General features: G+C 55.5%; 19 protein-coding genes. 5 read left to right on the top strand and 14 right to left on the bottom strand.

The genetic code is table 11. The annotated features are described in order from the left end of the window. Positions 1-161: 161 nt before the first annotated feature. From KJI95_RS03405 to tkt, 7 genes are all read right to left on the bottom strand, one after another. On the bottom strand, positions 162-905 hold the full coding sequence (locus tag KJI95_RS03405; RefSeq protein ID WP_214505744.1) for a DUF481 domain-containing protein: 744 nt from the start codon (positions 903-905) through the stop codon (positions 162-164). A 129-nt stretch (positions 906-1,034) separates the two neighbouring features. After that, on the bottom strand, positions 1,035-2,630 hold the full coding sequence (locus KJI95_RS03410) for a protein adenylyltransferase SelO (protein ID WP_214505745.1): 1,596 nt from the start codon (positions 2,628-2,630) through the stop codon (positions 1,035-1,037). A gap of 112 nt (positions 2,631-2,742) precedes the next feature. Continuing rightward, positions 2,743-4,251, bottom strand: a complete 1,509-nt coding sequence (locus KJI95_RS03415) for a M48 family metallopeptidase (protein WP_214505746.1) — start codon at positions 4,249-4,251, stop codon at positions 2,743-2,745. A gap of 324 nt (positions 4,252-4,575) precedes the next feature. Continuing rightward, positions 4,576-5,643 (bottom strand): class II fructose-bisphosphate aldolase, encoded by a 1,068-nt coding sequence (gene fba, locus KJI95_RS03420; RefSeq protein ID WP_214505747.1) that lies wholly within the window; start codon positions 5,641-5,643, stop codon positions 4,576-4,578. A gap of 133 nt (positions 5,644-5,776) precedes the next feature. Further along, positions 5,777-6,952, bottom strand: a complete 1,176-nt coding sequence (locus KJI95_RS03425) for a phosphoglycerate kinase (RefSeq protein WP_214505748.1) — start codon at positions 6,950-6,952, stop codon at positions 5,777-5,779. A gap of 81 nt (positions 6,953-7,033) precedes the next feature. Further along, positions 7,034-8,050 carry an erythrose-4-phosphate dehydrogenase gene (epd, locus tag KJI95_RS03430; protein ID WP_214505749.1) on the bottom strand — a complete coding sequence of 339 codons (1,017 nt, stop codon included), beginning with the start codon at positions 8,048-8,050 and terminating at the stop codon, positions 7,034-7,036. 112 nt (positions 8,051-8,162) lie between these two features. After that, positions 8,163-10,154, bottom strand: a complete 1,992-nt coding sequence (gene tkt / locus KJI95_RS03435; RefSeq protein WP_214505750.1) for a transketolase — start codon at positions 10,152-10,154, stop codon at positions 8,163-8,165. Between the two features lie 367 nt (positions 10,155-10,521). On the opposite strand from tkt, the gene metK reads away from it, so the two are divergent. Beyond that, the gene (gene metK, locus KJI95_RS03440; RefSeq protein ID WP_214505751.1) at positions 10,522-11,673 is read left to right on the top strand and encodes a methionine adenosyltransferase; all 1,152 of its coding nucleotides are present in this window, start codon (positions 10,522-10,524) and stop codon (positions 11,671-11,673) included. 172 nt (positions 11,674-11,845) lie between these two features. Here the strand turns inward: metK and KJI95_RS03445 are convergent, their stop codons facing one another. From KJI95_RS03445 to KJI95_RS03455, 3 genes are all read right to left on the bottom strand, one after another. Beyond that, entirely contained in the window at positions 11,846-12,166 is a 321-nt protein-coding gene (locus KJI95_RS03445) for a hypothetical protein (protein WP_214505752.1), read from the bottom strand. A gap of 85 nt (positions 12,167-12,251) precedes the next feature. Then, positions 12,252-14,303, bottom strand: coding sequence for an EAL domain-containing protein (locus KJI95_RS03450; protein ID WP_214505753.1), 2,052 nt, complete (start codon positions 14,301-14,303; stop codon positions 12,252-12,254). 84 nt (positions 14,304-14,387) lie between these two features. Further along, complete coding sequence (locus tag KJI95_RS03455; RefSeq protein ID WP_214505754.1) at positions 14,388-14,912, bottom strand: GNAT family N-acetyltransferase; 525 nt, start codon at positions 14,910-14,912, stop codon at positions 14,388-14,390. Positions 14,913-15,061: 149 nt separating this feature from the next. On the opposite strand from KJI95_RS03455, the gene KJI95_RS03460 reads away from it, so the two are divergent. Further along, positions 15,062-16,027 (top strand): nucleotidyl cyclase domain-containing protein, encoded by a 966-nt coding sequence (locus tag KJI95_RS03460; RefSeq protein WP_214505755.1) that lies wholly within the window; start codon positions 15,062-15,064, stop codon positions 16,025-16,027. A gap of 112 nt (positions 16,028-16,139) precedes the next feature. Then, positions 16,140-17,744 (top strand): GGDEF domain-containing protein, encoded by a 1,605-nt coding sequence (locus tag KJI95_RS03465; RefSeq protein ID WP_214505756.1) that lies wholly within the window; start codon positions 16,140-16,142, stop codon positions 17,742-17,744. Here the strand turns inward: KJI95_RS03465 and KJI95_RS03470 are convergent. Beyond that, positions 17,729-17,953, bottom strand: a complete 225-nt coding sequence (locus KJI95_RS03470; protein ID WP_214505757.1) for a hypothetical protein — start codon at positions 17,951-17,953, stop codon at positions 17,729-17,731. The genes KJI95_RS03465 and KJI95_RS03470 overlap by 16 nt on opposite strands. 138 nt (positions 17,954-18,091) lie before the next feature. On the opposite strand from KJI95_RS03470, the gene KJI95_RS03475 reads away from it, so the two are divergent. Further along, complete coding sequence (locus tag KJI95_RS03475; protein WP_250885558.1) at positions 18,092-18,421, top strand: META domain-containing protein; 330 nt, start codon at positions 18,092-18,094, stop codon at positions 18,419-18,421. Between the two features lie 106 nt (positions 18,422-18,527). Here the strand turns inward: KJI95_RS03475 and KJI95_RS03480 are convergent, their stop codons facing one another. Then, positions 18,528-19,826 (bottom strand): dicarboxylate/amino acid:cation symporter, encoded by a 1,299-nt coding sequence (locus tag KJI95_RS03480; protein WP_214505759.1) that lies wholly within the window; start codon positions 19,824-19,826, stop codon positions 18,528-18,530. A gap of 138 nt (positions 19,827-19,964) precedes the next feature. Further along, a complete protein-coding gene (locus KJI95_RS03485; protein ID WP_214505760.1) occupies positions 19,965-20,273 on the bottom strand; it encodes a hypothetical protein in 309 nt (102 codons plus the stop codon). A 192-nt stretch (positions 20,274-20,465) separates the two neighbouring features. Between KJI95_RS03485 and KJI95_RS03490 the strand changes: the two genes are divergently transcribed. Beyond that, positions 20,466-20,918: a GNAT family N-acetyltransferase gene (locus KJI95_RS03490; RefSeq protein ID WP_214505761.1), complete on the top strand. Its 453-nt coding sequence runs from the start codon at positions 20,466-20,468 to the stop codon at positions 20,916-20,918. Between the two features lie 78 nt (positions 20,919-20,996). On the opposite strand, the gene KJI95_RS03495 is transcribed toward KJI95_RS03490, so the two are convergent. After that, complete coding sequence (locus tag KJI95_RS03495) at positions 20,997-22,361, bottom strand: L-serine ammonia-lyase (protein WP_214505762.1); 1,365 nt, start codon at positions 22,359-22,361, stop codon at positions 20,997-20,999. Positions 22,362-22,372 lie beyond the last annotated feature (11 nt).

Genomic DNA, 22,372 nt, shown 5'->3' on the forward strand with positions numbered 1-22,372 from the left:
GCCCCGCGAGCGGCAATTGTTGATTGAGCGCAACTTTCCTTGAATAAGCTTTGGCTGAATCAGGGAAAATTTCATTCTTTTTTTACATTTACCTACAAGGTGGTAATAAATAAACGCAAAAAAGGCGCCCTGGGGCGCCTTTTCAATGAAGACTGACTGACTCAGAACGCGTACAGCAAGGTCATGTTGGTTTCGGTGTCGGTGCTCTTTTTTCCTTCCAGCGGCTCGCTGTTATAGCGCACCACCACGGCAAATTTCATCGCCAGCGCACCTATAATGCTCGCCGTCAGCGAGGTTTCACTGCGGGCTTCGAGTTTGTCACCGTAATCGGCCACCACCAGTTGGCGGAACTTGGATGAATCACTGATCTCGGTTTCAAAGTTCATCACGCCGTGGGCAACCACGCTGGCATCTGAACTGTAACCGAGCAGCTGCGCCTGCTCACTGTCGAGGCGCTGGTACTGATAACCGGGGCCGATTTCCACATCAAATATGGTCTTGCCGGTATCGACAAAGCGGTGACCATAACCTGCGGCTGCGGTGAACTTGTAGTCGTAACCTGTGAAAGGATCCTGCTCGTAGTTGCTGTTGGCAAACAGATAATCATCGTCATCGAAACGATAATTGCCCTGGGCTCCGGCAAAGTAGCGCTCGGCGGTCACCACATCTGTGTCTTCCTTGTACAGCGCTTCGAGCACGTACTGGTTTTCCCAGTTGCCAAGCTCATGCTTCAGGCCAAGGCGACCCTTGAGCGAGCTGGTGTCGGTGTTGCCCGTGGTCAGGGTTGCGCCAAGCTCTGCTTCGCCGGCGAAGGTATTGTCGCCCTCAATAAAATCGGCCCCAGCCAGCGCAGGCAGGGAAATGGCGCCGGGAAGCAGCACTCCAATCAGCAGTTTGTTGAACATATTTTTATCCTTATCAGACTTTATTACTCCAAATTTCGCAGGGGATAGTACCACCCAGGGGCGAAAAGTTGAAACTTCAGCATTGTCTTCTATAAGGATTTTTCACTTATTTATCGCAATTATGCAGCATCAGGTACCACAAAAAGTACGAAACGGCGCACTGTCTTTGGGCGCTGGCATGGCGTAACCGGTTTTGCCCGGCTGCTCATCAAAGGGACGGCACACCAGCGCCAGCAGCGCTTCAAATGCCGCCATATCACCGGCCTCAGCATCATCGAGCGCCGCCTGCAGCAGGTGATTGCGCGGAATATAAATCGGATTGGCGCCAAGCATGCGTGCGCGGGTCTGCTCGGGCGGCTCGCCGCCAAGCCGTGCGCGCCAGCGCTCAAGCCAAGCAAGCAATGAGGCGGTATCGGCGCAGCTATTCACGCCTGATGCGCGCCAGAGCGACAGAATATGGCGCTCATCCTGAACCTCTGTCTCGAGACTGAACGCCAGCGCGCGAAACGCCTGGGTAAAATCAAGCCCAAGCTTGCCAAGCTCGGTAAGAAAACCCATAAACAGGTCCAGATCGTCCTCTTCGGGCGCGGCGATACCAAACTTGGGCGCAAATACAGCAAGCCACTCGCGGGTGTAAACCTCGGCAAAGCGGTCAAGCACGCCCTGAGCCAGCGCAAGCGCTTCGGATTCATCCTTTGCAAGCAAAGGCAGCAGCGCCTCGGCAAAGCGGGCGAGATTCCAGCGGCAAATGCCCGGCTGATTGCCATAGGCATAGCGGCCGTCGGCATCGATGGAGCTGAATACGGTATGGGGATCGTAAGCCTCCATAAAGGCGCAGGGGCCGTAATCTATGGTTTCACCTGAGATGGTCACGTTATCGGTATTCATCACCCCGTGAATAAAGCCAAGGCCCATCCAGCGGGCAACCAGCGCCGCCTGCGCATCCGCGACCTGCTCAAGCAGTGCCAACGCCGGATTGGTGGCGGTGTGCTCTTTACTCTCCGGCGTGGACGGCTCCTGAGTTGACGGCTCTAGAACTGACGGCTCCTGAGTTGACTGCTCCTGAGTTGATGGCTCATGCATTAACGGATAATGGCGCGCCAGGCTGTAGTCGACCAGGGCCTTGAGCGCCTCATGGTCCTGCCGGGCGGCAAAGTACTCAAAAGTGCCAACCCGAATATGGCTTGCCGCCACTCGGGCGAGCACGGCGCCGGGCTTAATGCCATCGCGGTACACATGCTCACCTGTGCTGACTGCCGCAATGGCACGGGTAGTCGGCACTCCGAGGGCATGCATGGCTTCTCCCATCAGGTATTCGCGCAGCACAGGGCCAAGCACCGCCTTGCCATCACCACCGCGGGAAAAATTGGTACGCCCGGAACCTTTAAGGTGAATGTCGCGTCGCCGCCCATGGGTATCTATGACTTCACCAAGCAGCAAGGCCCGGCCATCGCCCAGACGCGGTGAAAAGCCGCCAAACTGATGGCCGGCATAAACCAGCGCCACCGGCTCACTGCCGTCTGCGTTTAACATGCCGCTGAAAAATGCCGCCAGCCGGTCATCGGCGCTGTAGCGCATGTCCATGCCAAGCTCATCGGCAAGCTGCAGGTTAAGACACACCAGCTGCGGATTGGGCACCCTTGCCCCCTGCCATGGCTCATAAAATCCGGGTAAATCCCTGACCAGGGTGTTATCAAATCTGAAGGGGGAAAAATCCAACGCCATGCTTTACTCCTGACATACTGTGCCCAAACGGCGGTTAACACATGCTAGCAAGTGTTGCCCCGCCATGCCCGCATAAAAACAACAAGGCCGCCAAGCGGCGGCCTTTTGAGCATTATCCCTGACACTGCTCAGGCAGGTACTCGTTGGGAATATCCGGCGAGTGACATACCCACTCGATACCCGCTTCGTGAACCTCAGGAATAAGGTAAATTTCGTAGCCCTGGAAACTGCCAAGGGCGTCTGAGCCGGTGAAACCGATTATGCCCTGTTCATACAGCTGAATAACCGGCAGACCTTCAGGCACATCCACCGACTCAGGCCATGCCTGGGTGGTTTGGTAGTGGGTGGTGATAAGCTCCTGAATAGGCTTGAATCCACCCAGCTGCGCGGCAATATCGGCAGCAGACTGCTGCGGGTTACCGGCATCGAAGGCGACCTCAGCCGAGCTGTCAGCCCCGCTGCCATCCTCAGCAAATACGCCTGTGGTACCCTGGGCATCCGCATTGGCGCCGCCTTGATCCGCATAGCTTTGGTCAGCAGCGCTTTGATCCGTATAACTTTGATCGCTATAGCTCTGGTCCCATTGGCTGCTGTCCTGCGACAGACCACCGCCCAGCAGCCCCGGTAATTTGTCGGTCATGCCGGACATTTTCGGCAGCAGCAAGGCTGCCACTACGCCCAGGATCATAAAGAAGAAGATCATCGCCCCCAGCGGATTGCCGGTACGCGGCATCAGGAGTGACAGACACCAAGCCAGCACACTGCGCCCCGGTGCCACATAGGGCTTGCCTTCGGCGCGGGCCTTGAGATGGCCCATGCGCTTGGTCAGCCAGGGGTAGCTCGCGCCAAGCTCATGAAAGCTCATCCAGAAACCACGGCTTTCTTCACTTTGGCGGATATAGGCATCAAGGTTCATATTGCGCCACTGCTCTGAGCCGGCGGCCAGCACAGCCACGGCACGGCTTGCGGACTCTAAGCTATTGGTGCAGCGCAAACCGTGCAGATCGCAGCTGTATTTGCAGGCGCGGGCATAGGCAGGTCCAAGCAGCGGCAGCCAGCTTGAGAGCACCAGAAACGGGCCACTGCCGAGGTGACCACGGCGGATATGGCCAAGCTCGTGGCCCATGTAGAAATTGATCCCGTCCGGATCCTGTTTAAGCGCATCCACAATCGATGAGAACAGCACTACATAGTTACGGCGTAAAAAGCGGGTCGCGAGCGCATTGAGCATGCCATCGGCGGCAAAGAGATAGGCGCGCGGCGGCGTCTTTATCTCAAGGCGCTTGCAGCTCTCGAGAAACCGGGCATGAAGCTCGGGGAATTGGTCAGCGGTAATTTCCACCGCCGTGCCCTTGAGGTAGCTGATAAAGGCAGAGTGACCAAACAGATAGGCGATGAAAAACATCAGCACAAACAGGAGTGCCAAGCCCTTGGTCAGTACAATCAAGGTCAGCCACAGCAAGGCTGCAATAACAGCCAAAATGGCAAACAGCGGTTTTTCTTTGGGGTACACCAGCGCATCGAGTGCGATGGGTGCAGCAGATTGGGTTACAGAGTTTGGCGCGGGTGCGTCGGCGCTCGAAGCAGGGATAACCCCGCCTTCGGGTAAAACGGCTTCCATGTCAGTCAGTCCTTAAGGTTAAAATTCGAGCGCACGTTACTGAAAGCAAAGTAGAAAAACAAGTCCAACCTGAGTTTTTACCCAAATTAAAACAATCAGACTGCACAATTCTCAACGAACTGATGAAATAGTCGCGCCGCGTCATGAAAAGTGCCCAGGGTTAACGTCAAAAAACCTTGATGGCTAAAACAAAGGTCATGGCCGCAAAATCGAAATGCCTTGCCTGTAAAATCAAAAAGCCCCGGCAGCAAAATAAAAAAGCCCGCAATCTGCGGGCTTTTAGCTGTGTTTTTATCGGCTTACCGGTATTGGCCGGCAACAGGATCAACCGTTGATCTTCGGATCCAGCTCGCCGGTCTGATAACGCTTGTACATGGCCTGCAGTGACAGCGGCTTGATTTTCGAAGCCATACCGGCACAGCCAAAGGCTTCGTAACGCTCGGTACAGATCTCGGCCATGGCTTCCATGGAGGCCTTGAGGAACTTACGTGGGTCGAATTCACGTGGGTTTTCGGCCAGGAACTTACGTACCGCGCCGGTAGAGGCCAGACGCAGGTCAGTATCGATGTTCACTTTACGCACGCCGTGCTTGATGCCTTCGACGATTTCTTCCAGCGGCACACCGTAGGTCTCAGGAATGTCACCACCGTATTGGTTGATGATTTCCAGCCAGTACTGAGGCACAGACGATGAACCGTGCATTACCAGGTGGGTGTTGGGGATGCGGGCGTGGATTTCTTTGATGCGGTCGATACGCAGCACATCGCCGGTAGGCTTGCGGCTGAACTTGTAAGCACCGTGGCTGGTACCGATGGCGATGGCCAGGGCATCAACGTGGGTGTCGGCCACAAAGCGCGCGGCTTCTTCGGCGGTGGTCAGCAGCTGATCGTGGCTCAGTACGCCTTCGGCGCCGATGCCATCTTCTTCACCGGCAGTACCGGTTTCGAGGCTGCCCAGACAGCCGATTTCACCTTCAACCGACACACCACAGGCGTGGGCAAATGCCACTGTCTTGCGGGTTACATCGACGTTGTACTCGTAAGAAGCCGGGGTTTTACCGTCGGACATCAAAGAGCCGTCCATCATCACCGAGCTCATACCCAGCTGGATAGAACGCTGGCACACGTCGGGGTGGGTGCCGTGGTCCTGGTGGATACACACAGGGATATCAGGATACTGCTCGAGGGCGGCGTTCATCAGGTACTTGAGGAACTGAGGACGGGCGTACTTACGGGCACCGGCAGAGGCCTGCACAATCACAGGGCTATCGGTGGCTTCGGCCGCCTGCATGATGGCGCGCATCTGCTCGAGGTTGTTTACGTTAAACGCCGGAACGCCGTAACCATGCTCTGCCGCGTGGTCCAGCAACTGACGAAGGGAAATAAGGGCCATTTTTTACTCCATTAAATAGGGTGACATCCTTGGTTGGGTCACCGAGGTCGCTATCGTTTGGACTGATTTTTATACCTCCCGGTCGGGCCGGGAGGCGGTTTCTTTTAATTATAATAACTTAAAACTATTAAGCTTAGTTGCCGCGCGCTTTGAGCATGGCAACTGCTGGCAGCTCTTTGCCTTCGAGGAACTCAAGGAAGGCACCGCCACCGGTAGAGATGTAAGACACCTTATCGGCAATACCGTATTTATCCACGGCCGCCAGAGTGTCACCGCCACCGGCGATAGAGAAGGCAGAAGACTCGGCAATCGCTTGGGCGATGCGCTTGGTGCCTTCACCGAACTGGTCGAACTCGAATACACCCACAGGGCCGTTCCAGACTATGGTACCAGCGTTCTTGAGGATGGCAGCCAGGGCCTCGGCGCTGTCTGGGCCGATGTCGAAAATCATATCGTCGGCGGCGACGTCACTCACATTTTTCAGGGTAGCAACGGCATTCGGGCTGAACTCTTTACCCACTACCACATCAGTCGGCACAGGGATATCGCCACCACGGCTCTGGGCATTGGCCACCAGTCGCTTGGCTTCATCAATCAGGTCGGCTTCATACAGCGACTTACCTACCTGGTTACCGGCTGCGGCAATAAAGGTGTTGGCGATACCGCCGCCCACCACCAGCTGATCAACGATACCGGAGAGTGACTCAAGTACAGTGAGCTTGGTCGATACCTTGGAGCCACCCACGATGGCCACCAGCGGACGGGCGGGGTTGTCCAGCGCCTTACCGAGCGCATCAAGCTCTTCAGCAAGCAGTGGACCTGCGCAGGCGATAGGGGCGTACAGACCCACGCCGTTGGTAGAGGCTTCAGCACGGTGCGCGGTACCAAAGGCGTCCATCACGTATACGTCGCACAGAGCTGCCATCTTCTTCGACAGCGCCTCGTCGTTCTTCTTCTCGCCCTTGTTGAAACGAACGTTTTCGAACACCACCACTTCGCCAACGGCCACGTCAACGCCATCGAGGTAATCGGTGACCAGACGCACAGGGCAATCCAGTGCGGCCGTCAGGTAGTTAACCACCGGCTTCATGGAGAACTCTTCGTTGTATTCGCCTTCGGTCGGACGACCCAGGTGTGACATCACCATCACAGCCGCACCTTTTTCGAGCGCGAGTTTGATGGTCGGCAAAGAGGCACGCAGACGGGCATCGCTGGTGACGACGCCATCGGCCACGGGAACGTTCAGATCTTCACGGATAAGCACGCGCTTGCCGTTGAGATCCAGGTCTGACATTTTGATAATTGCCATGGTATTGCTTCCTTATTTTTAATCAAAAACAAATTCTTGCGAGAGCCGCTTTTCCTTGCAGCCCTTAATAGTCTTGTAGGGTCACGCCTTTTCTGTGGCGACCATCGCCAATGCGGTATCGAGCATGCGGTTGGCAAAACCCCACTCGTTGTCGCACCACAGCAGCATTTTTACCAGGTGCCCGGCGCTGACCCGGGTCTGGGTTCCATCCACCACGCTGGAGCGCGGGTCATGGTTAAAATCACATGATACCAGAGGCTCATCTGTGTAGCCCAGTATGCCGCTGGCACTGCCATCTGCGGCGGCCTTGAGCGCCGCATTCACTGTGGCGATATCCACCTGTTTTTCCAGCGTCACCGAGAGGTCAATGGCGGTAACGTTGATGGTGGGCACCCGTACCGAGATGGCTTCAAACTTGTCTTTCATCTGCGGCAGAATACGCTCAATCCCGCGGGCAAGCTTGGTGTCCACCGGAATAATCGACTGGCTGGCGGCGCGGGTGCGGCGCAGGTCGTCATGGTAGGCATCAATCACCTGCTGGTCGTTCATCGCCGAGTGGATGGTGGTGATGGCGCCGCTTTTCACGCCAAAGTGGCGGTCGAGCACATCGATAACCGGCACCAGACAGTTGGTGGTGCAGGAGGCGTTGGAGACCACGGTATCAGTGGCTTTAAGCGTGCCTTCGTTCACGCCATACACTATGGTGGCGTCGATATCAGCAGAAGACGGATGGCTTATCAGCACCTTACGGGCGCCAGCATGAATATGGGCTTCGGCACTGGTTCTGTCGTTGAGGGCGCCGGTACATTCAAATACCAGGTCAACATCCAGCTCACGCCAGGGCAGCGCGGCGGCATCTTCAATGCAAAGCAATTGGATACGGTCATCACCCAGATGCATCATGCCGTCATCGAGTGAGGCGCGGGTGTGAAATCGACCATGGGTGGTGTCGTAATTGGTCAGGTGGACTATGGCCTCGGGTTTGGCCAGTTCATTAATGGCAACCAGCTGCATTTGCCCGCGCTTACCGGACTCATAAAGCGCCCGCAGTACCGAGCGGCCAATGCGGCCATAACCGTTGATTGCAACACGGATCATAGTGGTGAGCAAATCCTCAGGGGAGGTAAAGAGCCCTGCCGACTCCCCTGCCGGCAGGACCTGAACGGCTTGTCGTTCAGACGGCGGATGCAGGCATCCGCCTTGCTCGCAATCAGCCCAGCAGCTCGTCGGCGGCAGCAACCACCTTGTCGACGGTGAAGCCGAACATTTCAAACAGCTGATTGGCTGGCGCAGATTCACCGAAGCTGGTCATGCCGATGATGCGGCCATTGAGACCCACATACTTATACCAGTAATCGGCAATACCCGCTTCCACGGCCACGCGTTTTGTGACGTTGGCAGGCAGAACGGCTTCTTTGTAGGCCGCATCCTGCTTGTCGAACACGTCGGTAGAAGGCATGGACACCACGCGCACCTGCTTGCCCTTGGCAGTCAGTGCAGCCTGCGCCTTCACGGCCAGTTCCACTTCAGAGCCGGTGGCAATGATGATGAGCTCAGGCGCAGCCGCGCTGTCTACCAGCACGTAACCGCCCTTGGCGACATTGGCGAGCTGCTCGGCAGTGCGTGGCATTTGTGCCAGGTTCTGACGCGAGAAGATGAGCGAGGTCGGGCCGTCTTTGCGCTCGATGGCGTATTTCCAGGCCACGGCAGACTCAACCTGGTCACATGGGCGCCAGGTGCTCATGTTCGGGGTTACGCGCAGCGAAGCCATTTGCTCCACCGGCTGGTGAGTCGGGCCGTCTTCGCCCAGACCGATAGAGTCGTGGGTGTACACCTGGATGTTCTGCACCTTCATCAGCGCAGCCATACGCATGGCGTTACGGGCATATTCCATAAACATCAGGAAGGTCGCGCCGTATGGCACAAAGCCACCGTGCAGGGCGATACCGTTGATGATGGCAGTCATACCGAACTCACGCACACCATAGTGCAGGTAGTTGCCGCTGGCATCGTCACCTGTGATGGACTTGGAGCGTGAGTACATGGTCAGGTTGGATGGCGCCAGGTCAGCACTGCCGCCAAGGAACTCAGGCAGCATGGCACCGAAGGCTTCCAGGGCGTTTTGCGAGGCTTTACGGGAAGCGATGTTGGCAGGGTTGTTCTGCAGCTTCTCGATGTAGGCCTGAGCTTCTGCGCCAAAGTTGGCAGGCAGTTCGCCCTTCACGCGGCGCAGGTATTCGCCAGCCAGCTCTGGGTAAGCGGCGGCGTAAGCGGCAAACTTTTCATTCCAGGCAGCTTCGGCCACTTTACCGGCTTCTTTGGCATCCCACTCGGCATAAATATCAGCAGGGATAACGAATGGATCGTGCTTCCAGCCAAGGAACTCACGGGCAGCGGCGATTTCAGCATCGCCCAGCGGCGCGCCGTGGCAGTCGTGTGAGCCAGACTTATTTGGTGAGCCATAACCGATAATGGTTTTGCAGCAAATCAGGGTTGGGCGTGGGTCAGCCTTGGCAGCCTTGATGGCTGCATCAATGGCGTCGGCGTCGTGGCCGTCCACACCGGCAATCACATGCCAGCCGTAGGCTTCGAAACGCTTCGGCGTGTCATCGCTGAACCAGCCTTCTACGTGACCGTCGATGGAGATGCCGTTGTCATCCCAGAAGGCAATCAGTTTGCCAAGACCGAGAGTGCCCGCCAGTGAGCAAGCCTCGTGGGAGATACCTTCCATCAAACAGCCGTCACCCATGAACACATAGGTGAAGTGGTCAACGATGTCGTGACCGTCACGGTTAAACTGAGCCGCCAACACTTTTTCAGCGATGGCCATACCCACGCCGTTGGTGATGCCCTGACCCAGAGGGCCGGTGGTAGTTTCGATACCAGGGGCATAACCGTACTCTGGGTGGCCCGGAGTGCGTGAGTGCAACTGACGGAATTGCTTGAGATCTTCAATTGTCAGGTCGTAGCCGGCCAGGTGCAGCAGCGAGTAGTGCAGCATAGAGCCGTGGCCATTGGAGAGGATGAAACGGTCGCGATCGGCCCACTGTGGGTTGGTGGGGTTGTGCTTCAGGTGACCACGCCACAGGACTTCGGCGATATCGGCCATACCCATTGGGGCACCCGGGTGACCGGAGTTGGCCTTTTGAACGGCGTCCATGCTGAGTGCGCGGATAGCGTTGGCGAGTTGTTTACGAGACATGCTCTCTCCTGCTTGTATTGAGGCTTTTCGGGCAATTGTAGGCGCATATTTTCCCTTACAAGGGCTTGTTGACGCAAATTTAAATTTCCATCCCAGCCACAGCGGTCAGGGCATATCGCCTGTGGCTGAACGTCCAAAAAAACGATGCGGCTGCAATTTAGACCAAATTTCCGCTTATCATCATGAAATCGTTGAACTAAATAAATTCCTTAAGCAAAACAAGCCTATTACTCTATTCCGGCTGCGTCACAGTTAGCAGTAAATTTTCTGATCCGGGGGATGATTGTGAACGTAATTTCAACTAAAATGGCCATCTAGATGTAGATGCTTCTACACGTTTAACGCTTAAAGACGAGATTTTCCCAACATGGCAAAACACTTGTTTACCTCTGAGTCGGTCTCAGAAGGTCATCCAGATAAAATTGCAGACCAGATTTCCGATGCCGTGCTCGACGCCATTCTGGCCCAGGATCCCAAGGCCCGCGTTGCGTGCGAAACTTACGTAAAAACCGGCATGGTGATGGTAGGCGGTGAAATCACCACCTCAGCCTGGGTCGACATTGAAGAGCTGACCCGCAAGACGGTGCGCGAAATCGGTTATACCCATTCAGATATGGGTTTTGACGCCAATTCCTGCGCAGTGCTGAGCGCCATCGGTAAGCAGTCACCCGACATCAACCAGGGTGTTGACCGCAGTGACCCACGTGAGCAGGGCGCGGGCGACCAGGGCCTGATGTTCGGTTACGCCAGCAACGAAACCGACGTGCTGATGCCAGCTCCTATCACCTACGCCCACGCGCTGGTGAAGCGTCAGTCTGAAGTGCGCAAAGACGGCACCCTGCCATGGCTGCGCCCGGACGCCAAGTCACAGGTGACCTTTGCCTATGACGAAGGCAAAATCATCGGCATCGATGCCATCGTTCTCTCTACCCAGCACTGCGACTCTGTGTCACAGGCCGATCTGGTAGAAGGCGTGATGGAAACCATCATCAAGCCAGTACTGCCAGCCCAGTGGCTGAGCCGTGACACCAAGTTCTTTATCAACCCAACCGGCCGTTTCGTTATCGGCGGTCCAATGGGTGACTGTGGTCTGACTGGCCGTAAGATCATCGTTGACACCTACGGCGGCATGGCCCGTCACGGTGGCGGCGCTTTCTCCGGTAAAGACCCATCCAAGGTTGACCGCTCAGCCGCTTACGCCGCCCGTTACGTTGCCAAAAACATCGTGGCTGCCGGTCTGGCTGATCGCTGTGAAATCCAGGTGTCCTACGCTATCGGTGTGGCCGAGCCAACCTCTATCAGCATCGAGACCTTCGGTACCGGCAAGCTGCCTGAAGACAAGCTGATTGCACTGGTACGCCGTCACTTCGACCTGCGCCCATACGGCCTGACCGAAATGCTGAACCTGGCCCGTCCTATCTACCAGGCGACTGCCGCTTACGGTCACTTTGGCCGCAGCGAGTTCCCTTGGGAGCAGACCAACAAGGCCGAAGCGCTGCGCGCAGACTCGGGTCTGTAATCGCCGCAAGCCAATAAAAAAACCGCCGAAAGGCGGTTTTTTATTGGCGCTTTTTAAACATGATTTTGAGTTTGAGATTGAGTTTGAGTCTTCGCTGTTGCAACCACAGAATTGGCTTTGCTTGGGGGAAAAACGCGCTCGATTGACGTGAGTGCATCGCTAAACCCCAAACTCAGCAGTGATCAAAATGCGCCGTTTCAACCAATAAAAAACCAAGCTGAGACTGCGGAATGGCCTCAAGCGTCATCGGCGTCAAGCTTGCTGAAAGTGACAGCGGCCGCACCTGCCACTCTGCCTGATAGCTGTTGCAGCGGCCGCAGTGATAAAGCTGGTTATCACACATAAACCAATAGGCTTCCGCATCGCCGCCTTTGAAGGCCACAGGCGCAAGCCCCGCATGAACACACAGACTGAAACCAAGCCTGAGTCTGTCCCAGGCGCTTAAGGATAAATCCCGGTAAGGGAGAAGTAACATCTCGGCACTGGGTGTCATACCTGTTCCCAATTTTGAATCCACATTGCGAAAAACTCTTACCTAAGGCATTGGCAAGCTGCGATAACAACATGGCATCACCTGTTTAGCCAGACTCTCTTAAGCTCGCAGCAAGATTGTCGCTCTCACCCGAATTAAAGCGCTTGGCAAAATCATGGGCGGCATCAACAGGCATAGCCTTGGCGTATAACCATCCCTGCACAAAACCAACCCCGGCACTCGCCACAAAATCCGCCTCAGCCTCAGTCTCAACCCCCTCGGCAACCAGGGTAAAGCCGAGCGAATGACACAGGCCGCACACTTCCTGGTAAAGCACCCGCCCCTTATCTTCGGCAATTTTTGCCAGCATGCTGCGGTCAAGCTTAATGCCATCCACGCGAATTTGCGTCAGCAAACTGAGACTGGAAAAACCGGTACCAAAATCGTCCAGCAAAAAACGGAATCCGCGCGACTGCAGCTGATCTATCGCAAGGTTTATCCCCTCTGGGTCCTGCATAAAGGCACTTTCGAGGATTTCGACTTCAATCTGCGGCGCAAATTCACCCAGCGACACACTGAGGCGGTCGATAAGTTTAACATCCCCAAGGTTGTTGGGGTCCAGATTAATACTGACCCTGGGGGTGAATCCCATTTCGCGCCAGCGGGCCAAATCCTCTGCAACAGTGGTAATCACAAACCGGTCAATCACATGGGAATAGCCCGCCTTTTGGAAGGCATCGATAAACCAGGGCCCCTTGATTTGGCCGCTGGCGTCTTTCAGGCGCAGGAGCGCTTCAAAGCCGATGATTTTTCTCTCCGGCAACTTGAGCTTGGGCTGGTAATACACCAAAAGTTCACCGCTCAGCACCTCACGCACCGTTTTTTCAAGGTTGCGGGAGGCAGCCAGGGTTTCCGATTGGGTGCGGCTGTATTGCAGCTCAGACATACGCTCTATATCGAGCTGCAACTCGGCGCGCTTGATAAGCTCGCGATCGAAACTGTTACTGTCGGCAAACACACTGTAGCGGCGGATAAAAGGCAGGTAGATGAATACGCCAACCAACAGCAATATCAGCTGCAGCACCATCACCCCAAAGCCACCGGACGCAATCCAGCCATTTAAGAAAATGGGCGTTACCCAGGGAAATGCCACCCCATCAAAAGTAAGCAGTCCGCCCCTAATCGCCGCCCAGGCAATAAACACGTTAAGGCACGGCAGCAGCACAAAGGGGATAGCTAGTCGGGGGTTAAACACGATTGGCAAACCGTAAATGAGCAACTCGTTGATATTTACCAGTGAAAACGGCGCTGCGATTTTGGCCAGATTATGGTTTTGACCGCGGCGACCCTCCAGAAAAATCGCTATCAGCAAAGGCATGGTCGCGCCGCTGCCACCAAGCAGCACAAAGAGATCCATAAACTGGCTGATGGTCAGATTGGGGGCAAACAGCTGCGCCCCGTTATCGGCGCCCATCAGCAGCAAATAGGCATTATCGCCATGCACACCGAAACACCAGAGCAAATGCGACAAGAGCACCCTGAACATGGTTTGACCAAGGGGCTGAAGCCCTGTCACCCACTCGATAATCGGTGAAAAGAGGTAAACCAAGCCCTCACTGACACCACGCAGCAGCAAAAAAACCACCACAAAGGTCAGCAGCATCGGCAGGATAAAATTAATGTGTTGCTGCAGATAGGCACTAAGCTCGGTGCCACGGATAAGCCGCAAACGGCTCATGGCCAAAAAACGCTGCAGCACATAGGCCACCAGAATAGGCGTCAAGACCACACGCGGGTCGCTGAGCACCAACATCAGGTAGTCACCAAGCATTTCGTGCCCCGTCGAATGCACGTGCAGGGAAAAAACCAGGCACAGGGACAAGGTTGCCGAGGCGACCGGCGACACTTCAAGATATTTGGCTAAGTGAAACGACAGTGAAAGCATCGCCAGCAGCGGAAACAGCCGCGCCAGTGTCACACTGAGCCCTTCAAACCAGGCAAACGCAGGCGTTTTGGCTAACTCAGGTAATGTTGCGTACGCCAGCACCGGCAACAGGGCCAGCAGGGCGTTAATCAACAAAAACGGCAGTAAGGCAATAAATGACTCACGTACCGCGAGCAGTAAACTGCGATCGACTAAGTTAAAGGTTCTGGGCATCCCGGTTATGCTCAAAGACGCAAGTCATTAACTTAACCTTAACCTAAACAGGCGCTCAGATCAAAATCACACCAGCCGTAAGTACTACTTTAATAACAAATAAAATCCGCGGCCTTCATCCTCAAAAAAATCCACCACTTGCATGCCTGCGGCTTTTACATGCACGTTAAGCGAGTGCTCATTTTCTTCGGCAATAAAGGTTGCCAGAGTATCGAACCGCGCACGGCACGCATCAAACAGGGCTGCAGTAAGCGGCGTGAATATTCCCTTGCCACGAAAAGCAGGAGCAACCCACACAGGCCCATAACAGCCAAGCTTTTGGATTTTTCGCCCAGCATCAGGACCGCAGCGCAAAGCGCGACTGAAAAACCGGCCGTAAAATCCCTGCTTCCCAAAAAAGCGCTCCGAGGCAGCCATGGCATACGCAACTATCTGCCCATCCACCGCCGCAACCAGTAAGATTTCTTTCTCAATCAGCTGCCTGAATTCGTCCCGGCCAAACAGCTGCGCCTCCAGCAGGCGCTCGTCACGATTGAGTTCATCCCGGCCATGCCTGCGCTCAAGAGCTACCAGCGCTTCTATATCGTCGATTGTTGCCTGCCTGATCACGCCGCGTTCCTGCCTTATCCACTAAATAAAGCCGATTATACCCGACACGCGCCCAAAGAGATGCTGATTGAAAACCATTGGAAATTTGCGGTAATCCCCAATAGCAACCACACTTTAGCTAACTGAATATCAAGAGACCGCTGCCGCTTATGCTGCCCGAATCCATCAATCCACATGTCAGTCTGCTGGAATCCGACACGCCGCAAATCAATCTGGTACGCTGGATGCACCAATGCGAGCTGATAAAGCGCTATTACGAAGCCGACTATGTGTTTGTAGTGCAAAAAATCAGTCACGGCTATGAAATTCTGGTAAGCGCCATCGCCGCCGTGCCGCACTTTACCTCCGGACAAGGGTTCGATCGTGACGTCCCCCTGTTTTTGGATTTGGTAAACGCCATGCCGGACGGGGTGTCGATTGACCTGTCGAAGTACCAAGCCGGTGAACTGCCAAGCGATTTTGATAGCTGTGTCGGCCTGCTCGCCCGGCCAATCCTCTGGCCTGATGGCTCAATTTTTGGTTGCCTGTGCGTCCTTTCGCACCACAAGGTCGAAAACCAGAGCATTAACAGTTTGATGCTGGAGCCCTTTCAAATTCTGCTGCAGCAGGATTTGGCGCTCCTTTGCCAAAGCCACAGAGTTGAATCCCTGTCGATGCGCGACCGCGAGACCGGCATGCTCAATCACTATGGTTTTATTATGATGGCGCCAAGGCAGCTAAACCTTGGAAGGCGCTTTGGTGCCCACGCCGGCCTCATTTTTTTTGAGCTCGAAAACGCAGGCACAGGCGACCCATCGCTTACCGAAAAACATCACCGCCTGCTTGGCAACATAGTGCAGCACACCATACGCACCGCCGATATCGCCGCCCATTACAGCGACACCCTGTTTGTGGTGCTCGCCTTTTTGGATAACGAGCGGGATTTAAGCCACATAGTACAGCGGGTGCAAAAGCAGCTGCAGTCACAGGACCCAATGCTGAAACTCGATTTCAGTTACCGCTTTTTCACCCCCGACACCAGCACCAAACTGGGCCCTATGCTCACACTTGCCAAAGAGAACCTCAAAAGCTGGCAGGCAAGCCAAAAAGCCAAACAAGAGGCCAAGGCTGAGTAAGCGCAGGCGAACTCATCTGAGCAGGGAAACACTGTGTTCGTCAGACTGGCTTTTTTAGCATTCTGTAGCTAAGTTATGATGCAATAACAAAAATTACATTGTGTAAACAACCATGTCCCAGAGTCCACACGCCGAATGGCTGCTGCAAGAATCACATCCAGCCATAGATGAAACCCGTTGGCAGCACATCACCCAATTGCTGGGTCAGCTGTTTAAAGCCAGCGCTGCTGCCTTGGTTCAATACCAGGGCGGCGAGGCGTGCATTTTAACCCTGCGCCAAACAAAAAACGTGGGGCTGGTGAAAGGCTCTGTCGATAACATCGACAGCCTGCGTTCACGCCTGCGAACCCCCGGTTTACCAACCGATGGCCTGTGGCAGTATGGACTCATTGAATTTCCGCTGTATTGGCCGGGCGGCATTCAATTCGGCGCGGCACTGCTGGTGTGCGACGCCCAGCCGCCCAACCTAGAATCCTGTCAAATGCTGGCCGGCCCCATGCTTGAACTTATCCAAAGCGAGCTTAAGGTCTATCGTCAGGCCAGACAAATCGAGCAGATGTCGCTGCAGGATGAAACCACCCAGATGCTTAACAGCCACGGCTTTAACCTGATGGCACCAAGGCAGCTGAATTTAAGCCGCAGACTCGGCTCGCACGCCGGGCTGGTCGTGATGGAAAATGGCACTCAGTTTGAAGGCAGCCTTGCTGAAGATAAACTCAAAGCTCTGTCCCAGGTGGTGTACGACAACCTGCGCGAGGCAGATCTTGCGGCGCGGCTTGGCAACCAGATTGTGCTGCTGGCCTTTGTCGACAGCCAGGCCAATCTCGACTCGCTGGTGAGCAGGCTTCGCAAGCAATTTGTCAGAAAACTCGAAGATCAGCGGGTCTTGACCGGACACAGTTTTTTCACCCCAGACTCCCACCTTGAGCTCGGCCCCATGCTGGCAGATGCGCAGACTGAACTTGAACAAACCCGCGCCCGCCTTTACCCCAAACCAAGTGAAGAGAGCAGCGCCAATGCCGCGCACGGCAGCAACGAACCCCTTGAGCAGCAAAAAACCGACAAGCTGGCAGAGACTTTAGCTTCTGACGAAGAAAAGGCAGAAGAAGAAACGGTAGAAGAAGAAAAGGTAGCAGCATCTCAACTGTCCAAGGCAAACGAGGCCGCCACCCCAGACGATACGCAAGCGCTGGCATTCACTGAGGATACAGAGCAAAGCGCAGTTGGCGCTGCGGCCACGACAGACAGTCAATCATCAGACTCACAGCCAAGCCCTGCCGAAACCGGCGAAGCGGCAGAACCAGTGTTCACTGCCGGGGCAGTGTCAGTAGCCAGCACTGAGGCCGAAAGCGGTGATGCCGAAAGCATTGATACAGGCACAGATGAGCCAGTCTTTACCATACTGAACGTCGAAGCTGTGAGCGACACTCAGGATGCAACGAGCGACGCTGTCTGCGAAAAAGTCGCTGAAATGGAAGGCGCAAAACCCAAAGGCCGCGCCAAGCGGGGCAGCAGCAAAGCGGCAGCTGCTACCTCTGCGTCTGCCAATGCGTCTGCCAATGCGTCTGCCAATGGGGCCAGCACAAAAGCTGCCAAAATCGGCAGAACCAGCAAAACCACTCACGGCAGCGGTAAAAACAGCGCTGAGGCATCCACACAGCAAAAGCCAGCCAAAACCTCACGGGCACGGCGCAGCAAGCCTCAGTCGCCGGACTGACGCCTCGCCCACTCAATCACCAGCACCACAGGATAGGGCGACATCAACACCAGCCCAAGGCCACCCAACACCGAAATCAGCAGCATGCCCTTAACTTCAAGGGCTGCCTCTGAGCCCCAATACAAGCCTGCCGCCGCCAGCACCATGGCTACGCCGATCCAGTGCAGGATTTTCAGAAATTTCATTACACTTTTCATCGATTCCACCACATAATCGCCCCAAGAATGGCGAAAGTGCCGCCACAGTAATGTATGGAACGCAGCATGATCAAGAAAATCACCTTAGCAGCATCACTGGCCTGGTTAGCAGCAGGTTGTCAGAGCACAGCGCAGATGGGAGACGCCACAATGGAACTGTTGGGCAGTTGGCACATAGAACAGGTATACGACCGTCCGGTCATTGACTACAGCCCGGCAAAGCTGGTGTTTGAAGCCGATGGCAAATTGACCGGCAACAATAGCTGCAACAACTTTTTTGGCAGCTTCACTCAGGACGGTGCAAACCTTTCTCTGACGCCCTCAGGCGCGACCCGCAAAGCCTGTGTCGATGCGCTGATGGATCAGGAAGCCCGGGTAGTCGATGCCATGCCCAAGGTCAAAGCGGCCAAAGAGCAGCAGGGTAAGCTGCTGTTTTTGGACGCTGATGGCAACACCATCATGATCTTAAGCCGCCTCTGAGCCCATAAGGCGAATCCCAGCAGGGCTTCATTTAATCAAGCCCTTCTGAGTCAGGCGCCAGCAAACCAAAAACGCCATCACAAAGCCCCGCGTGCGGGGCTTGCTTTTAACACTGACTATCCTGCTCACTCGCCATTCTGGCGCTGGTTTCCATGTCGGCATTGTAATGCTCGACATCGATTTCACCTTCCGAGCGGGCAATCACAGTGGTTGCCACCAAATCGCCCGACACGTTCACCACGGTGCGCGCCATATCGAGCACCCTGTCGATACCGGCAATAATGGCGACCCCTTCCAGCGGCAGCCCAACGGTGGTCAGCACCAGGGTCAGCATCACCAACCCGGCACCCGGCACACCGGCAGTACCAATGGACGCCAGCGTCGCAGTGAGCACTATGGTGAGGTAATCAACCCAGGTTAAATCGATGCCGAAGGCCTGGGCGACAAAAAGCGCCGTCACGCCCTGATACAGCGCCGTGCCATCCATGTTGATGGTGGTGCCAAGTGGCAGCACAAAACTGGAAATCTTTTTATTTACCCCAAGATACTCGCTGGCGCATTTCATGCTCGCGGGCAAGGTGCCGGCACTGCTCGAGGTGGTAAAGGCAACCGCCATGGCGTTGCTGATCCCCTTGAAAAACTGCAGCGGACTCAGCCCCGCAAAAAGCTTTAAAATCAGCGAATAAAACCCAAGCACATGCAAGGCGCAGCCAAGGTACACCGCCAATATCACCTTGATAAGCGGCAGCAGCATGTCCATGCCATACTCACCTGCGACCCAGGCCATCAGGCCAAACACGCCGTAGGGCGCAAGTTTCATCACCATATCCGTGAGTTTGTACATGGCCTCGGCCAGACTCTCAAACACCCTGATAGCTGGCTTGCCGTGGTCGCCAATCAGCACCAGCGCCACGCCCAGCGCCACCGCAAATACAATCACCTGCAAAATTTGGCCATTGGCGAGCGCCGCCACCGGGTTGGTGGGGACGATATTAATCAGGGTTTCCATCACCGACGGCGCCGCTTTCACTTCAGCCGTCAAATCATGGCCTTCGAGGCTAAGCCCGGCTCCGGGCTGGATAACCGAACCCACCAGCAAGCCAAGGGAAATAGCAAACGCCGTGGTGCCGAGGTAAAACACAAAGGATTTAAAGCCGATGCGCCCCATTCTGGCGGTGTCCTGCATCGAGGTCACCCCCACAATCAGCGAGCAGAATACCAAGGGCACAATCAGCATCTTGATGGTATTTACAAACAGGGTGCCGATGGGCTTAAGCAGAGTGGCGTCAGGCCCGAGCAGCGCGCCTGTGGCAATACCCAGCAACATACCGGTAAGAATTTGCAGCCACAGCGGCACAGCACACCAGCGCCGCCACAGGCCGAAAGAAGAGGATTTGGATGACATAACAAACCTTAGCTGACCGACAGAATTTCGCGCTAAGGTCCGTCCCGGCGCCCCGACAATCAGTGTCGGCGCGTTATGTTAACATTTGCCGATATTCACCATGGCGATCGGCCTCACAAGATACGCCGCCGTCACAGCTCAGGCCTCAAAAATGTCCCGCTGCTCGGCGCTGAACTTTTGCGGATACAAGGCTGCCGGCGGCTGCTCGCGCTCAATCAGATAGCTCCAGTAGTCATCATCGAAACCGGCCAGAAAATTCGCCTGTTGCCCTTGCTGACGCAAAATGAGATACCACCACACCAGCCCCCACAGCCCAAAGCTTGCCAGGGTCAGGCAAAAATGCAGCGGGTGGCAAATCCCTGCCGATTCTTCACTGATAGCTGTTTCAGGTGATTGATATGAAGGCAAAAAAAACTTGGGACGCACAGCATGGATACGTTTCATCATCGACTTCCCCTACCCGTGGCAATCAACAAGGTGATGGGATAAGTGTAGTCATATTCGACTTTGGTCGAATACCTCAAACGCAGTATTTTGCACCACCAACTCACAGCGCAGCCGCCCGACACTCGTGCCCGGCTGCATCATCGCCAAGGCCATGCTAGATTATCCGGCCAATAACAATAACAGGACTGTTTGATGAACATACGCAAGGCAACCGGCGCCGATTTGGTCGATATAGTCAACTTCAACCAAGCCATGGCACTCGAAACCGAAGGGCTGCAGCTAGATACCGCCACCCTCACCAGGGGCGTATCCACCCTGCTGGACAACCCCGCCAAGGGGTTTTATCTGGTGGCCGACATTGATGGCGAAATTGCCGGCTCGCTGATGGTCACTTATGAGTGGAGCGACTGGCGCGCCAAAGATTATTACTGGATCCAAAGTGTGTACATTCGCCCCGAGCACAGACGTAAAGGCATCTACACCCGCCTGTATCAGGCCGTGAAAGACCTGGCCGCCGCTACCGGCGGCGCTGCGAGCTTCCGTCTGTATGTGGAGCAGGAAAACAGCAATGCCCAGCGCACCTACGAGGCGCTCGGCATGGAAAAAAGCTACTACCTGATGTACGAAGAAAAGCCCAAAAGCTGATAAGTGAAAAGTGCGATAGCACTGATAAATAACGCATTTAGGATGTAAAAAAGGCCATCATTGATGGCCCTTTTCAGTTTAATCGCAAATGCTGGTGACCTTGATGGCAAGGCCGCCGAGGCTGGTTTCACGGTACTTGGCGTGCATATCCTTGCCGGTCTCGTACATGGTGGCTATGACCTTATCCAGGCTCACACGCGGGTCCGAGGTGCGCCGCAGCGCCATTCGCGCCGCATTCACCGCTTTCACGGCAGCAATGGCATTACGCTCGATACAGGGTACCTGCACCTGACCGGCAACCGGGTCACAGGTGAGCCCGAGGTTGTGCTCCATGGCAATTTCGGCCGCCATGCACACCTGCGCCGGGCTTGCGCCCATCAGCTCAGCAAGCCCCGCCGCCGCCATAGAGCAGGCAACGCCCACTTCGCCCTGACAGCCCACTTCGGCGCCGGAGATGGACGCATTGCGCTTGTACAAACCGCCGATGGCCGCCGATGCCAGCAAAAAGCGGCTGTATTCTTTCTGGCCAAGTGGCTGAATAAACTTGTCAAAATACGCCATCACCGCCGGAATAATCCCCGCCGCACCGTTGGTTGGTGCTGTCACCACCCGGCCGCCTGCGGCGTTTTCTTCGCTCACCGCCAGGGCGAAAAGGTTTACCCAGTCGACAATTTCCATGGGGTCAGCACTGATGCGGCCGCTGCTTTCAAGCTGCTTTAAGAGCGCCGGCGCCCGGCGCGGCACCCTGAGCGGCCCGGCCAAAATCCCTTCGGTGTGGCAGCCGCGCTCAATCGCCTGTTTCATGGTCAGCCAAATCTCACGAAAGCCGCGATAGAGCGACTCTTCGCAGTGCAGCGCCTTTTCGTTGGCCAGCATCAGCGTTGAGATACACACGCCGCGGCTGCGGCACAGGGCAATCAGCTGCTCGGCATTCTCAAACGGAAACGGCACCTCGGCAACAGCGGCATCTGTCTTGCCAAAATCCGCCTCTTCCACCACAAAGCCGCCACCCACTGAGTAGTAGGTGACCGAGTGCAACAGCGCCCCGCCGCCAAAGGCGCTCAGGGTCATGGCATTTTCATGCTTTGGCAGCGCATGGGGATGAAACACCATGGCATCGCGACCAAAATGCACCGGGCGGCCACAGGCAAGCCACAGGGTTTCAGTCTCATTCACCGCCGCAATGGCCGCCGGTATCGCATCAATATCCACAGTTTCAGGGCTGTTGCCCATCAGCCCAAGCAAAATAGCGCTGTCGGTATGATGGCCGCGGCCCGTAAGCGACAGTGAGCCATACACATCGGCCCGCAGGCTATCAACCCGACCAACAAGCTCAAGCTTTTCAAGGGTATCGATAAACCCACGTGCGGCCTTCATCGGCCCGACCGTGTGGGAGCTCGAAGGGCCTATGCCGATTTTGTAAATATCAAAGGTACTGAACATCTAAGACTCCG

It is taken from the genome of Shewanella jiangmenensis, from assembly GCF_018596335.1.
GTDB lineage: Bacteria > Pseudomonadota > Gammaproteobacteria > Enterobacterales > Shewanellaceae > Shewanella > Shewanella jiangmenensis.